This is a genomic window from Paenibacillus sp. FSL R5-0766 (genome assembly GCF_037971845.1).
GTDB lineage: Bacteria > Bacillota > Bacilli > Paenibacillales > Paenibacillaceae > Paenibacillus.
In genome coordinates, this window is sequence record NZ_CP150227.1 from 1,605,010 (window position 1) to 1,618,886 (window position 13,877).

Annotated in this window: 15 protein-coding genes and 3 tRNA genes; 10 read left to right on the top strand and 8 right to left on the bottom strand. The window is 49.5% G+C overall.

Going from position 1 to position 13,877, the window contains the following annotated elements:
• Positions 1-129 precede the first annotated feature (129 nt).
• Entirely contained in the window at positions 130-801 is a 672-nt protein-coding gene (locus MKY66_RS07065) for an MgtC/SapB family protein (protein WP_017690026.1), read from the top strand.
• A gap of 64 nt (positions 802-865) precedes the next feature.
• On the opposite strand, the gene MKY66_RS07070 is transcribed toward MKY66_RS07065, so the two are convergent.
• The gene (locus MKY66_RS07070) at positions 866-1,762 is read right to left on the bottom strand and encodes a Cof-type HAD-IIB family hydrolase (protein WP_076209475.1); all 897 of its coding nucleotides are present in this window, start codon (positions 1,760-1,762) and stop codon (positions 866-868) included.
• A 4-nt stretch (positions 1,763-1,766) separates the two neighbouring features.
• Positions 1,767-2,543 (bottom strand): DeoR/GlpR family DNA-binding transcription regulator, encoded by a 777-nt coding sequence (locus MKY66_RS07075; protein WP_076209474.1) that lies wholly within the window; start codon positions 2,541-2,543, stop codon positions 1,767-1,769.
• A gap of 308 nt (positions 2,544-2,851) precedes the next feature.
• On the opposite strand from MKY66_RS07075, the gene MKY66_RS07080 reads away from it, so the two are divergent.
• From MKY66_RS07080 to MKY66_RS07095, 4 genes are all read left to right on the top strand, one after another.
• Positions 2,852-2,923 (top strand) — tRNA-Glu (locus MKY66_RS07080).
• Between the two features lie 106 nt (positions 2,924-3,029).
• A tRNA-Lys gene (locus MKY66_RS07085) sits at positions 3,030-3,105 on the top strand.
• A gap of 17 nt (positions 3,106-3,122) precedes the next feature.
• A tRNA-Leu gene (locus MKY66_RS07090) sits at positions 3,123-3,205 on the top strand.
• Between the two features lie 169 nt (positions 3,206-3,374).
• The gene (locus tag MKY66_RS07095; protein ID WP_036610863.1) at positions 3,375-3,800 is read left to right on the top strand and encodes a helix-turn-helix transcriptional regulator; all 426 of its coding nucleotides are present in this window, start codon (positions 3,375-3,377) and stop codon (positions 3,798-3,800) included.
• Between the two features lie 112 nt (positions 3,801-3,912).
• Here MKY66_RS07095 and MKY66_RS07100 read toward each other — a convergent pair whose 3' ends face one another.
• The 6 genes from MKY66_RS07100 to MKY66_RS07125 are packed head-to-tail and all read right to left on the bottom strand — an operon-like array spanning position 3,913 to position 8,696.
• On the bottom strand, positions 3,913-4,815 hold the full coding sequence (locus MKY66_RS07100) for an urease accessory protein UreD (protein WP_339807094.1): 903 nt from the start codon (positions 4,813-4,815) through the stop codon (positions 3,913-3,915).
• Positions 4,790-5,509 carry an urease accessory protein UreG gene (gene ureG, locus MKY66_RS07105; protein WP_017690021.1) on the bottom strand — a complete coding sequence of 240 codons (720 nt, stop codon included), beginning with the start codon at positions 5,507-5,509 and terminating at the stop codon, positions 4,790-4,792. Before ureG ends, MKY66_RS07100 begins: the two co-directional genes overlap by 26 nt.
• A gap of 33 nt (positions 5,510-5,542) precedes the next feature.
• The gene (locus MKY66_RS07110; RefSeq protein WP_082219012.1) at positions 5,543-6,238 is read right to left on the bottom strand and encodes an urease accessory UreF family protein; all 696 of its coding nucleotides are present in this window, start codon (positions 6,236-6,238) and stop codon (positions 5,543-5,545) included.
• Between the two features lie 33 nt (positions 6,239-6,271).
• Positions 6,272-7,990 (bottom strand): urease subunit alpha, encoded by a 1,719-nt coding sequence (gene ureC / locus MKY66_RS07115; protein ID WP_076209472.1) that lies wholly within the window; start codon positions 7,988-7,990, stop codon positions 6,272-6,274.
• Complete coding sequence (locus MKY66_RS07120; RefSeq protein ID WP_076209471.1) at positions 7,987-8,376, bottom strand: urease subunit beta; 390 nt, start codon at positions 8,374-8,376, stop codon at positions 7,987-7,989. Before MKY66_RS07120 ends, ureC begins: the two co-directional genes overlap by 4 nt.
• Before the next feature lie 17 nt (positions 8,377-8,393).
• Positions 8,394-8,696, bottom strand: a complete 303-nt coding sequence (locus MKY66_RS07125; protein ID WP_076209470.1) for an urease subunit gamma — start codon at positions 8,694-8,696, stop codon at positions 8,394-8,396.
• A gap of 261 nt (positions 8,697-8,957) precedes the next feature.
• Between MKY66_RS07125 and urtA the strand changes: the two genes are divergently transcribed.
• From urtA to urtE, 5 genes are all read left to right on the top strand, one after another.
• Positions 8,958-10,208: an urea ABC transporter substrate-binding protein gene (urtA, locus tag MKY66_RS07130; RefSeq protein WP_076209469.1), complete on the top strand. Its 1,251-nt coding sequence runs from the start codon at positions 8,958-8,960 to the stop codon at positions 10,206-10,208.
• A gap of 180 nt (positions 10,209-10,388) precedes the next feature.
• Complete coding sequence (urtB, locus tag MKY66_RS07135; RefSeq protein WP_036610830.1) at positions 10,389-11,294, top strand: urea ABC transporter permease subunit UrtB; 906 nt, start codon at positions 10,389-10,391, stop codon at positions 11,292-11,294.
• A gap of 21 nt (positions 11,295-11,315) precedes the next feature.
• Positions 11,316-12,407: an urea ABC transporter permease subunit UrtC gene (gene urtC / locus MKY66_RS07140; RefSeq protein ID WP_076209468.1), complete on the top strand. Its 1,092-nt coding sequence runs from the start codon at positions 11,316-11,318 to the stop codon at positions 12,405-12,407.
• The gene (gene urtD / locus MKY66_RS07145; RefSeq protein WP_076209467.1) at positions 12,370-13,179 is read left to right on the top strand and encodes an urea ABC transporter ATP-binding protein UrtD; all 810 of its coding nucleotides are present in this window, start codon (positions 12,370-12,372) and stop codon (positions 13,177-13,179) included. The genes urtC and urtD overlap by 38 nt, the downstream gene beginning before the upstream one ends.
• The gene (urtE, locus tag MKY66_RS07150) at positions 13,157-13,852 is read left to right on the top strand and encodes an urea ABC transporter ATP-binding subunit UrtE (protein WP_076209466.1); all 696 of its coding nucleotides are present in this window, start codon (positions 13,157-13,159) and stop codon (positions 13,850-13,852) included. The genes urtD and urtE overlap by 23 nt, the downstream gene beginning before the upstream one ends.
• The last annotated feature ends 25 nt before the right edge of the window (positions 13,853-13,877 follow it).

The following is a 13,877-nucleotide window of genomic DNA, read 5'->3' on the forward strand; positions in this document are numbered from 1 at the left end:
GGAAGGTTGTTCTGTCATCGTAGTGCCAGTGTAAATAATCTTTAGTTCAACTTATATGGTCAGTGAAAGATTGGGTAATAGTAAAGATAGACTCATGTAAGCATATACATAATGAAAGAGGTGATGTGCATGGAAGTGGAATATTTGATGCGTGTACTCATAGCTGGAATATGTGGTGTGCTAATCGGATATGAGCGGAAGAATCGAATGAAAGAAGCGGGAATCCGTACTCATTTTGTGGTCGCCGTTGGTGCTGCCCTGATGATGATTGTATCGAAATACGGATTCCAGGATCAGGCTGGCTGGGACAATCTGTCCCTTGACCCTTCAAGGATCGCTGCACAAGTCGTTAGCGGTGTGGGGTTCATTGGAGCGGGCATGATCTTCACACAGCGTCACACGGTCAGGGGATTAACCACAGCAGCTGGCATATGGGCTACGGCGGGCATGGGACTTGCCGTGGGTTCAGGTCTGTATTGGACGGGTGCGGGCGTGACACTGCTTATTGTCGTGGCACAGATGTTACTGCATAGACCCACACGCTGGCTGGTATCCGCCCGAACAGAGACGTTAACCATCCATCTGCAAAATGAGGGAGAGGCCCTGAAGACTGTTTTGGCACTGCTGGGGCAGGAGAAGATATCAGTCATCGGATTTAAGACAGAACAGCAAACAAGCACAGACTCCGTGGAAGAGACTGTGCTTGAGTTCACGTTGCAACTGCCGGGTTCATACCGGGGCGAGCAACTGATTATTTTGTTACAGGATGTGCCTCACGTTCGATCTGCTGAGTTAAAATAAAGAGAACCTGCATGGATCAACAGGTGACCATGCAGGGTCAGTGCTTAATTCAGTATGGGTTCAATTACTGACCTTCTCCGACAGTCGTTTCTGGGCGGGATACCGGTTTACCTTCAAGCAGGCACTCAATGGCATGGGCAACACCGTGCTCCACATTGGTTAGCGTTATGGCTTTGGCTAATGCCTGGATTTCGGGTTCGCCATTACCCATGGCGATGCCGAGTCCTGCCATTTTTAACATGGAGACATCGTTGAAGTTATCACCGATCGCTACTGTATCTTCCATGGAGATGTTCAGGTGAGCCGCCAGTTTGGTGAGTGCATTACCTTTGGATACGTCCGGGTGCTGCATTTCGAAGTTATGCTCAAAGGATACAACCATGGCGACATCGGATCGGGATGCGAAGTATTCTCGTCCTGTCTTTACTTTGTCCGGATTCATGGAGAAGGCCATAATATTATAGATGTAGGCTTCTGCCGGAATTTCCAGATGGCTGTTTACGCGGTGGTAGTCTTTTTTGTCATAGTGTTTCTTGATGGAGCGAATCATGCGTGCAATGTCCTCACCAGGGTTCGAACCAAGAACACGTTCCATCTCGGCGAGCAAGGTCTCATGACTGCTACGCGGGGCATAGATGCCTTGTTGCGTTGAAGCCTCATAATAGACATCATGATCTTCCAGCCACTGCATGACGGAAGCTGCTGTATCACGCTCAAGCGGAAGATGGAATAAACGTTCACCGTCTGCATCATGAATTGTCGCTCCGTTAGAGCCGATAATTGGGGTTTTGATTCCGCCTTCGCGGCTGATGGTCACAACATCGGAATAGACGCGTCCTGTAGCAATGGTAACCTTCATACCGGATTGCTGGGCCTTTTGGATGGCTGCGGCGTTCTCCGGGCTAATCTGGCTATCTATGTTCAACAAAGTTCCATCTAAATCTGTGGCAAATAATTTCATATATTTACAACTCCTTATCATCTGTTGGTTCAGGAATGAGAATCTCAACCTGTTGTTCGGCTAGAAAAACAAGCCATTCTTTGGTTGGCCATTGATCCGTAATCAATACATCCACCAATGACCAGTCGGCAAAACGATAACCATAACGTCTATCAAACTTGGATTGATCTGCAAGAACAACAACCTTCTTGGCAGCTTTCATCATTTGGTGTTTAATTTTCCCTTCCTCTTCGGAAGCGCTGAAGCCATCCATGGTGATACCGCCAATACCGATAAAGGCTTTATCTACATAATAGTGGGAGAGGGTCTCGATAACAGAGGTACCGTAGACATAACGTTGTTCCTTATCTACTTTGCCTCCGAGCAAACGAATCTGGACAGCAGTGTGATTGGAGAGAAGATCAGCGGAATGAATCGAATTAGTAATGATGGTACAGGATTTGCCGTTCAAGTTCTCGGCACAGGCCTGCACAGTCGTGGAAGAGTCCAGAATAATGATCTCGCCTTGCCTTACAATGGCCGCAGCGAGTTTGCCGATGGCCCTCTTTTCCTCAGATACATCGAGTAAACGGTCTTTGTAGGATCTGAATTCTTGCGGAGGAGGGGGGAGAATCGCGCCGCCACGTGTTCGGATAATGGCATCCTGTTCCTCAAGCTTGATCAGATCCCTGCGTGCAGTATCCCGTGATACATCAAACAAGGAGACAATATCATCGGCTGAGATGCGATTGTGTTTGCGTAGATGTTCAACAATGAGCTGCATTCGTTCTTCTTGAAACAAACATGTCACCTCCGAGTGTATGGATGACCGTACTTATACTGATACTTTAATTATAAGTATTCTTAATGTGATTTGCAATATTATAAGTGAACGTAAGTTTTTATAAGTGTTTTAATGAATGATTCACATTTTTCCTGCATAGTGATGACATTGGCATGAATAGGGGAGGTGGCGAATAACGGGGCTCTGAAGAACAGTATGCAATGGACAAAAAGGCTTGAAAAATAAATTTCAAAAAAAGTATTGCAAGTTCAAATTGTCCTGTGGTATACTCATTCTTGTCGCCAAGAAAGACAACTTGTTATTAAGGCCCGTTGGTCAAGGGGTTAAGACACCTCCCTTTCACGGAGGTAACAGGGGTTCGAATCCCCTACGGGTCATATCTTCACCACCTCATGAGATCTACATTTTCGATGAGTAATCCTCAAAGTCATTGCTCTTATAGACAAGAATGAAGCATGGCACATCCGGTGAAGTTTACAGCAAGAGCCATTAGCTCAGTTGGTAGAGCACCTGACTTTTAATCAGGGTGTCGAAGGTTCGAGCCCTTCATGGCTCACCATTTTTACAATTGAATATGCGGTCGTGGTGGAATGGCAGACACGCTATCTTGAGGGGGTAGTGGGTGTATACCCGTGGAGGTTCGAGTCCTCTCGACCGCATCACAGCAACAACATAAGATAGACTTCTATGATCATTCATGGGAGTCTATCTTTGTGTTATACGATATACATCATTCTGTGCCAGGCATATAAAGGCTGAGCATTCAGGAATAATGTGGTATAATTCAAGCAGATGAGTTGATTATTACGGTTGGAAGGCGGTTCTTGTATGCAGTCGATCTATGAGCGAATTGAACACCTGATTGCCGAACGAGGAATGACCAAGAAGGCTTTCTGCCAACAGCTGAAGATTAGCACAGGCAATCTGGGTGATTGGAAACGTGGCAAGTCTATTCCGAGTACGAATAAATTAATTGAGATTGCTTCGTTTTTTGATGTGAGCCTTGACTGGCTCATGATTGGACGTCCATCGAAGGAAGCGATGGTTCGGGAAAAACGGGAGGATTATTTTTTTGACGTTTTGCGGCAATTGAATTGCCAAGAAAGTGAATTATCGACTGTGGAACAGTCTTTTATCAGCGAATATATTGAGTTCACTCGTTACCGCAAATCCAAGGAAAGCAAGGATGCAGGCGACTATCGCTATAAACCTGAGAACAAATCAGAGAACGATTCTGAGGAAAACGAAGCGTAAGTGATATGAGCAGCATCCATAGACTGAATGTACAAAAACCTCTGGACTAATCCGAACACACTCGGAGACAGTTCAGAGGTTTTTTTGTATTAACCATGCATGCTTCATGCCCTTATTTACGAAAGACAAGAGTTTCTTTGCCCAGCAGATGGGGGCGGAGTGTGTTCCAGATCTGAAGACACTGCTCCTGAAGCTCCCAAGCTGCCATGCCAAGGAGTCGAACGCCGATGCCTCCGGTTGCCAGCAAACTTGCACCTGCGAGCATCCGTCCATCTGGTGGCAGCGCGGATCTGACTTGCTCCAACTCCGCAGTACCAAGCCCCGGTGCGATCATCCACAACGCAGCGGTATGGGTATAGTGAAGGAGAGACGCGGAGTGTTTGGGATCATCGGTATCCGGTTCGAGTCCGAATCGATCCCAGACAGCCAGTTGTTCACCTTGCCATATCTCCGTCAAGCTGCGGTAACGCTCGAATTGGAAAGCTTCTCCCCGATGAATCCGTCCGGCAGACCAGATATCTGCATAGGCCAAGATTGCCCTTTCTTCCAGCTCAAAGGTTACAGCGAGCGAAGAAGAACTTCCTTTGAAGGGAATGACGCATTCAGGAAAGTATTCCAGCGTGGCCCCTTTTCCCAACCGAAAGTGATGATTAACGGATGAGGGAATGGAAGGTGTAGGATGAAGTCTGGTAGCAGATGTGCTGCTCAGCATGACATGGGTGCCTTCACCTAATTCCCACTCGGAATGATAATGATCCCCGTTAAGGACTCCGGGCGAGACGTCTGACGTGTACACACATAATTCGGTTCCGCCTCCGGGAGGTCGAAAGGATCGGCTAAACCGGAGAGGTGCGCTGTAATAACGATCAGTCATGACAGTCCGGTCGCCTTGAAAGGCAAAGGTGGCCCGAAGCTCGCTGCGGCGTGTGACGGGCGCACCTGCACTTTCATTCCCATTTATCTCTGTTCCCGTGGGGACAGAAGATGATTTAATGCGAGTGAGTGCCATGTTCATGGCTGTGTGAATGCAGATGTGCAGCGGAAGCATCGTCATCCATATATTGATGTTCAAGCCAGTGGACAATCTCGGATACACCTTCACCGCTCATTAGATTAGACATGACATAAGGGCGGCCTTCGCGTACCCGCTCGGTATCATTTTTCATAACTTCCAGGCTTGCTCCAACGTAAGGGGCAAGGTCGGTTTTGTTGATTAACAACAGATCTGAACGCGTGATGCCAGGACCGCCTTTGCGAGGAAGTTTCTCCCCTTGGGCAACGTCGATAATGTAGATGAACACATCAGCCAGTTCCGGACTGAATGCAGCAGAGAGATTGTCGCCGCCACTCTCGATGAAGATCAGTTGCAGATCCGGGAAACGTTCAATCAACTCGTCAACTGCTTCGAAATTCATGGAGGCATCCTCACGAATAGCCGTGTGTGGGCATCCGCCTGTCTCTACGCCAATAATACGCTCTGGTGCCAGGGCATTCTGACGCAGCAAAATCTCGGCATCTTCCTTGGTATAAATGTCATTCGTGATGACAGCAAGGCTATAACGTGTACGCAGTGCCTTGGACAGCTTCTCCACCAGGGCTGTTTTACCTGAGCCTACCGGTCCACCAATTCCAATTCGCATCGGACGACTCCGATCAAATGCCTTACGTTCCCACTCCGGATGATGCGTATGATTAGCTCCTCCACACATAACAATTCCTCCTAAGTTAGATAAAAGTTGTAGTTAAGACATAAACAGCCGCGCGGGTAAGGTCTCATGCCGCATGGCGTAGATTTCCTGGGCGATTCCGAAGCTGTGCATATCTTCCGGGTCGTTTTCCCGAATGAGCGCCCATTCCGCTTCGATATCGTCAAGCAGTTTTTGAATCAACATCTGCGCTTCGGTTTGTCCGATGGGCAGCAGGCGAAGTGCGCTGTTCACATAAGCGTTCACCGAGGTATACAGATGCCCGGTAACGGCTTCATCCAATTCAATCTCCAACTGATAGTTGATATAACCGTGAATGGTCGTGATGCCGCAATACGCGCCATGTTCCCGGATGGCCTTATCAATTAGGGAAAAGTCCATCCATGGATAGAGTGAACGGGCCAGCTTGAGCAGTCGTTTTCCCATTTTGTGGCCGCTTTCCCTGAGTTCCCGAGGGGAGCGCTGGGCGTGGACACGTTTATCATACAGGGCAAGTAGAGCGGCATCTTGCTGTTTTATCGCCTGATAGACGCCTTTGATGGCAAGACCATCTAGTCGTACAAGACTGGAATGAAGTTGGCTGCGAATAAACTGTTCAAGCTGCGCGGTATTTTGCACGGTGCCATCATGCGTGTAAGCTTCCAGACCGAAGGAATGGGAGAAACCACCGATAGGCAGGGCCGAATCCAGCAGCTGAACATAACGGAGTAGCTTCGTGCCACTGTTCATCATGAGTGCCCCCTTATCAGCTAATCCGTATTTCTATCAAAACATAAAGTACCGCTGTGCCATAGGCAACTCGTCTGCGGGTTCACAGGTGAGAAGCTCGCCGTCGGCGCGTACCTCATAGGTCTCGGGATCGACTTCAATGACAGGGGTGACGTCGTTATGAATCATGTCTTTTTTACTGACCGAGCGACAGCCCTTGACGGGTTCAACCCGCTTTTTCAGGCCCAATGACTCTTTGATCCCCGCATCTGCTGCGGCTTGGGAGACAAAGGTGATCGATCCGCTGGCAATGGCGCTACCATAAGCTCCGAACATGGGTCTGCCAAATACCGGCTGAGGTGTCGGGATGGATGCATTGGGATCACCCATCTGGGCGAATGTAATCATGCCACCTTTGATGACAATCTCGGGTTTAACTCCGAAGTAGGCTGGTTTCCATACGATTAGATCGGCCAGCTTTCCAACTTCCACCGAACCGACGAGATGACCGATTCCGTGTGCAATAGCTGGATTGATGGTGTACTTGGCGACATATCTCTTGATCCGATCGTTATCGGAGGGTGAATCCGAGTTGAGTTCAAGTTTACCGCGCTGTTTTTTCATTTTGTCGGCTGTCTGCCAGGTACGGATAATGACTTCGCCCACTCGGCCCATGGCCTGTGAATCGGAGCTGATGATGCTGAACACGCCAAGATCATGCAAAATGTCTTCTGCTGCGATGGTTTCGGGACGAATCCGTGAATCGGCAAAAGCGACATCTTCCGGGATGGAAGGGTCCAGATGGTGACACACCATCAACATATCAAGGTGCTCTTCTACGGTGTTGCGTGTGTACGGTCGTGTTGGGTTGGTTGATGAGGGGATAACGTAGGACTCCCCAGCGGCCCGGATAATATCCGGTGCGTGTCCGCCACCAGCGCCTTCCGTATGGTACGTGTGGATCGTCCGGCCGTTGATCGCAGCCAGGGTGTTTTCGAGAAATCCGGTTTCGTTCAGTGTATCGGTGTGGATAGCGACTTGAACATCATGTTCCCCGGCGGCAGTCAGGCAAGCATCGATAGCGCTCGGCGTAGTGCCCCAATCTTCATGCAGCTTCAGGCCGATTACCCCAGCTTCAATCTGTTCAATTAAAGGTGCGGTACTGGAACTGTTGCCTTTGCCAAGGTAACCGATGTTCATGGGAAAAGCCTCTGCCGATTCTAACATCCGGTGGATGTGCCAGGCTCCTGGTGTGCAGGTGGTGGCTTTGGTTCCTGTTGCGGGTCCTGTTCCGCCGCCGATCATGGTCGTGACCCCGGAGGATAATGCAGTCTGAATCTGCTGTGGGCAGATGAAATGAATATGGGTATCAATGCCGCCAGCAGTTACAATCATGCCTTCACCAGCGATGATTTCGGTGGAAGCACCGATGACCAGAGCGGGATGAACGCCATCCATTGTATCCGGGTTACCGGATTTGCCAATGGCGCAGATGTGACCATCCCGAATGCCGATATCCGCTTTTACAATGCCCCAATGATCGATAATGATAGCGTTGGTGATAACAGTATCAGGAGTGCCGTCACTTCGCAGAGCAGTCGTAGACTGGCCCATCCCGTCGCGGATAACCTTGCCGCCCCCGAACTTGCTCTCATCTCCGTATACGGCATAATCATGTTCAATCTCTGCCCATAGTTCGGTATCTGCAAGTCTTACGGCATCGCCGGTTGTCGGTCCAAACATGGACGCGTACTGTTCACGGCTCATTCGTTTCATGAAGATTCACCCCCATCTTGTATGGGAGGAGAGAACGTCTTCAGGAATGCCTCCAGTTTCAGTGGATCAGGAGCTTGATCCGCAGAGCCTTCGGTTAATCCGTTGAACCCGTGAATCTGGCGTTTGCCGCCAAAGGTTGTGAGTTCAACAGGTTTCTCTTCACCAGGTTCGAAGCGGACTGCGGTGCCTGCCGGAATGTGCAGGCGATGTCCAAAAGCTGACGTGCGATCAAAGTCCAGTGCTGCATTAACTTCATAAAAGTGAACGTGAGAGCCGACCTGGACGGGGCGGTCGCCGCGGTTAAGGACAATGAGTCGTAGGGTTAAACGATCCGGATGACAGATGATGTCGTCATCTGGCTTCAAACGGTATTCACCAGGAATCATGGTTTCTCCTGCCTTTCTCAGCGTATAGGTTCGTGTACAGTAACCAGTTTCGTACCGTCAGGAAATGTGGCTTCTACCTGTACTTCAGGAATCATATCGGGAACACCATCCATACAGTCTTCACGTGTCAGGATGGTGCCTCCGTATCTCATTAATTCGGCAACACTCATTCCATCCCGTGCTCGTTCCATCAGTTCGGAGGTCAACAAGGCGATGGCTTCGGGAACATTCAACTTGAGTCCGCGTGCTCTTCGTTCACGGGCGAGGTTAGCGGCCACGGTAATCAGGAGTTTTTCCTTTTCCTGCTCAGTCCAGTGCAAGGCAATCCGACCTTTCGCTTATAATGTCTGATATGTTCATGGATCATGTTATATGTTAAATATACTCACACAGGGTGAATCCTTTGTCAATAAGCTTCAAGGCATATTAGCAGTATGCATGAAACGAGTAGGCATGAAATAAAATTATGTAAGCTATATTGACATGAAGAGTGTAACCCTCCATAATTTGGATCAACGAACATTTCGGACGCAAATGACCTTAATGTTCGTCAATAGACTAAAAAAAGGGAGTGTAGGCTATTGAAGAAGAGGTCGGTCAAGTTATGGAGTATTTTGCTCGGTGTGGTCATTGTGATGACAGGATGTGTGGAGGGCACTGCGCCGCCTGAAGCTTCGGGTTCAGGTGGTACAGGAGAGCCGGCTGCCTCCGGTGATACGATTAAAGTTGGCATTCTTCACTCTCTCAGCGGAACGATGGCGATCAGTGAGGTATCTGTTAAAGATGCCGAGATGCTTGCTATTGAAGAGATCAACGCCGCGGGCGGAGTTTTGGGTAAACAGATCGAGCCTGTAATTGAGGATGGTGCTTCGGATTGGCCTACTTTTGCGGAGAAAGCTGGGAAGTTACTGCAACAGGATAAGGTCGCTGCTGTATTTGGTGGATGGACCTCTGCAAGTCGGAAGGCGATGCTCCCAGTGTTCGAACAGAACAAAGGTCTGTTATTTTACCCGGTACAATATGAAGGATTGGAATCATCGCCAAATATTTTTTATACAGGAGCAACAACCAATCAGCAGATCGTTCCATCTGTAACCTGGTTACTGGAGAACAGGGGCAAGACGTTTTATCTGCTCGGTTCAGATTATGTATTTCCGAAAACGGCCAATCAGGTCATTAAGGCACAACTCGCAGCAGAGGGCGGCGAAGTGGTGGGTGAAGAATACACACCGCTGGGCCATACCGATTACAGTACCATCATAAGCAAAATCAAGGCTGCGAAGCCGGATATTGTATACAATACGCTGAACGGAGATAGCAATGTGGCTTTCTTCAAACAATTGAAGGATGCCGGAATCTCCTCGGATCAGATGACAACCCTCTCGGTAAGTGTGGCGGAGGAAGAAATCCGTGGTATTGGCGCAGACGTATTGAAGGGGCATCTGGCTTCGTGGAATTATTATCAGACAACCGATACACCTGAAAATGCTACATTTGTTGCCAAGTACAAAGAAAAATACGGTGCTGATCGAGTGACAGCTGATCCGATTGAAGCGGGATATGTGGCGGTTTATCTCTGGAAAGCGGCGGTGGAAAAAGCAGGATCAACCGACGTGGAGAAGGTGAAGGCAGCTGCCAAGGGTCTGGAGTTTGATGCCCCGGAAGGTAAGGTAACCGTGGATGGAGAGAATCAGCATATCTACAAAACCGTACGGATCGGTGAAGTGCAGGAAGATGGGCAGTTCAAGGAATTGTGGAATTCTGGTGCGCCTGTCAAGCCGGACCCTTATCTGAAAACGTATGAATGGGGAGCTTCCCTCAGCGCTAAATAACATAGAAACCTCGCAATAAAACAGGCAACTCGCTTCAAAGCAGCCGACACATAAACGAGGGTGTGACAACACATCCTCTCACCGTATCGCGGTAAAGCGTTACTGTGATGTGAGAAGTGTTGCTGCCGCTAATTTAAGTTGTGAAATGTCGAGAGTCACGGTATGGAGGAGGGGATAGCGATGGATATGTTTATCCTGCAGATGTTCAACGGTCTGAGTATCAGTTCAATTCTGTTGTTGATTGCATTGGGGCTTGCAGTAACGTTTGGGCTGATGAATGTCATCAATATGGCTCACGGTGAACTGATCATGATCGGTGCATATGCAACGTATGTAACACAAAATCTGTTTATGTCCTATGCTCCAGCGGCGTGGTTTGGTGCCTACTTTGTTGTGGCTCTACCGATTGCGTTCATTGTAGCGGCTCTGATTGGCTGGTTGCTTGAAGTGGTGCTGATCAGGCATCTATATGGCAGGCCGCTGGACAGTCTGCTTGCGACATGGGGTGTAGGCATGATGCTGCAACAACTGGCCCGTACGATATTCGGAGCGCCAAATGTAGGAGTATCCAGTCCGGCCTGGCTCAATGGGGGATTGGCGATCTCGGATGGTATTGTATTTCCGTATAAACGAATTTTCATTATCGCACTGGTTGCGGTTGTGCTGCTGTGCATGTATCTCTATATCTATCGAACGTCTTCCGGAAGACGAATGAGGGCTGTAATGCAAAATCGGAGCATGGCGGGGTGTCTTGGGATTTCGACCCGGCGGGTAGATGGCATGACCTTTGCTATTGGTTCGGGCATTGCCGGAATTGCTGGCTGTGCATTAACGCTCATTGGTCCGATTGGTCCTTCACTTGGTACGTATTATATTGTGGATGCGTTCATGGTCGTTGTCCTGGGTGGGGTAGGGAAATTGGTTGGAACCGTGTGCGGTGCACTGGGGATTGGTATGTTCAACACGCTGTTCGAAACCTATACATCGGCTTCCATTGGCAAGGTGCTTGTGTTTGTATGTATCGTTGCTTTTCTGCAATGGAAACCACGCGGTTTGGTCGCGATGCGTACACGTAGTCTCGATTAACGTGAAGAAGGGGGTTAGTTCATGTCCGCTTTACTCAAGACTGGCAGTCTGAAAATGAGGATTATCTGGGCGGTTGTACTCATCATGATGTGTCTTGCTCCACTAATCTCCACGGAGTTTCGTCTGAGTCTGTTAGCCAAGTTTTTGGCGCTGGCGATCCTGGCCATTGGTCTCGATCTGATCTGGGGTTATGGCGGTGTGTTGAGTCTTGGGCATGGGGTGTTCTTTGGTCTGGGTGGATACGCGATGGCGATGTATCTGAAGCTTCAGGCCAGTGGAGCAACACTTCCTGACTTCATGGGATGGAGTGGTCTCAGTGGTCTGCCATGGTTCTGGGAGCCGTTTCGTTCTTTCCCGGTGGCGCTGTTATTGGGGATAGCCCTTCCGGCATTGCTCGCCTTTGCCCTGGGGTGGTTTACGTTCCGTAACCGGATCACCGGTGTATATTTTACCATCCTGACTCAAGCCTTGGTTCTTATTACGGTAACACTCTTTGTTGGTAAACAGGAATGGACGGGTGGAACAAATGGCATTACCGGATATAATTCGATCTTTGGTTTTACACTTCATTCCGCTGGAACGACGATTGCTCTCTACTATATAACGCTTGCTGTTCTGGTGATCGCTTATATGCTCTGTCGTCGAATGGTGAACAGTCGGTTCGGCCAAGTGCTTGAAGCTGCGCGGGATGGGGAGAATCGGGTACGATTCCTCGGATATGATCCGGCAGGATATAAAACGCTGGCTTTTGCTTTTTCCGGTGCGCTTGCAGGCATCGCGGGTATGTTGTTTGTTCTTCAGGTCGGTATTATCTCGCCATCGATGATGGGGATTGTGCCCTCCATTGAGATGGTCCTGTGGGTTGCGTTGGGTGGTCGCGGTACGCTTATTGGAGCGGTCATCGGAGCAGTGGTGCTGAATGCAGCCAAAACAGGCATAAGTGAGGCTTATCCCGAAGGATGGTTGTTTGTCATTGGCGGGCTCTTTGTAACGGTAGTTTTGTTCATGCCAAACGGTATTGTAGGTGTATATCGTCATATCGTTCGCTTGCTGAAGCGGAGAGGAGAGAGTGCGCATGTCCAAGTCACTCGGGAAAAACCTAAAGTCTACTGAGGAATTAGCGGTGTTGGTAGCCGAGGATATTACGGTGGCCTTTGGTGGGTTCGTTGCTGTCAAAGGCATGAATCTGAAGCTGCATGAACATGACCTGCATTTTCTGATCGGACCCAATGGTGCAGGGAAAACAACGATGCTGGATGTGATATGTGGCAAAACAAAACCCATGTCCGGCTCGGTGAAGATGGGGGATGGCACGGAATTAACACGACTGAAGGAGCACCAGATTGTTCGCAAAGGTGTGGGACGCAAATTCCAGGCGCCATCGATCTTTGCGGGTCTGACGGTGCAGGAGAATCTGACACTGGCGGCGGAGACTCGCCGTTCCCCTTTGCAAGCCATCGGCATTCGGAGATATGGGAAAATGAGTGCTGCCATGGAGGTTGTTACCCTCCAGATTGGTCTGCAAGACCGCGTTGATGCTCGCGCAGGAGCGTTATCACATGGGGAGAAGCAGTGGCTGGAGATCGGCATGCTGCTTCTGCAGGAGCCACGGGTGTTGTTGCTGGACGAACCAGCCGCAGGCATGACGGATGAAGAAACACATAAGACCGGGCGACTTCTGCAAGAGATTGCGCGTGAGCGCTCGGTTGTGGTGGTGGAGCATGATATGGAGTTTGTGCGAGAGTTCGCAGCCAAGGTAACGGTGATGCATGAAGGAAAACTGCTGAAGGAAGGTACGATGGCGGAGGTACAGGCAGACCCGAAAGTGGCAGAAGTGTATCTGGGCAAAAGGAGGGATGACCATGCTGTCGCTGCAACGAATTGAATCCGGCTACGGGGAAAGCAATGTGCTTCGTGGTGTGAACCTGGATGTACAGCCTGGACAGGTGGTGTGTCTGATGGGCCGTAACGGTGTAGGGAAAACAACGTTGATGAAAACATTAATGGGGCTGCTCAAAACACGCAAGGGCAGTATTCAGTGGCAAAATCAGGAGTTATCCACCTTGGACACAGCCAAGCGGGCAAGGGCAGGGATTGGTTATGTACCGCAGGGGCGGGAGATTTTCCCGCAGCTTACGGTGAAAGAAAACTTATTGCTTGGTCTGGAGACAAGTGCTCCGGGAGTAAAAACGTTCCCGGAGGATGTACTGGCGATGTTTCCAGTGCTTGCGACGATGTATGGACGGCAGGGCGGGGATCTGAGTGGTGGACAGCAGCAACAGTTGGCGTTTGCCCGGGCATTGGCTTCGCGTCCGGGGTTGTTGCTACTTGATGAGCCGACAGAAGGCATCCAGCCTTCTATCGTGGAGGACATTCGGCAGGTTATTTTGCAGCTCAAGGCAAAGGGGAACCTCTCGGTTCTGCTGGTAGAGCAGAGTATTGATTTTGTACGAAGTGCCGCAGATTACATCTATATCATGGACAAAGGAACCATAACCCTGCATGGGACACCGCAAGAACTGGATATGTCGCAGTTTGAACATCATCTCTCCGTATAGTGTAGTTAGTCGGCGAGTGGAGAGA

Coding starts and splice junctions, on each gene's coding strand:
- MKY66_RS07065 (WP_017690026.1), top strand. CDS start 130: ATGGAAGTGGAATATTTGATGCGTGTACTCATAGCTGGAATATGTGGT.
- urtC (WP_076209468.1), top strand. CDS start 11,316: ATGTCCGCTTTACTCAAGACTGGCAGTCTGAAAATGAGGATTATCTGG.
- MKY66_RS07070 (WP_076209475.1), bottom strand. CDS start 1,762: ATGAAATTATTTGCCACAGATTTAGATGGAACTTTGTTGAACATAGAT.
- MKY66_RS07120 (WP_076209471.1), bottom strand. CDS start 8,376: ATGATTCCTGGTGAATACCGTTTGAAGCCAGATGACGACATCATCTGT.
- MKY66_RS07110 (WP_082219012.1), bottom strand. CDS start 6,238: ATGATGAACAGTGGCACGAAGCTACTCCGTTATGTTCAGCTGCTGGAT.
- MKY66_RS07095 (WP_036610863.1), top strand. CDS start 3,375: ATGCAGTCGATCTATGAGCGAATTGAACACCTGATTGCCGAACGAGGA.
- urtE (WP_076209466.1), top strand. CDS start 13,157: ATGCTGTCGCTGCAACGAATTGAATCCGGCTACGGGGAAAGCAATGTG.
- ureG (WP_017690021.1), bottom strand. CDS start 5,509: ATGTGTGGAGGAGCTAATCATACGCATCATCCGGAGTGGGAACGTAAG.
- urtD (WP_076209467.1), top strand. CDS start 12,370: ATGTCCAAGTCACTCGGGAAAAACCTAAAGTCTACTGAGGAATTAGCG.
- ureC (WP_076209472.1), bottom strand. CDS start 7,990: ATGAAACGAATGAGCCGTGAACAGTACGCGTCCATGTTTGGACCGACA.
- MKY66_RS07100 (WP_339807094.1), bottom strand. CDS start 4,815: ATGAACATGGCACTCACTCGCATTAAATCATCTTCTGTCCCCACGGGA.
- urtB (WP_036610830.1), top strand. CDS start 10,389: ATGGATATGTTTATCCTGCAGATGTTCAACGGTCTGAGTATCAGTTCA.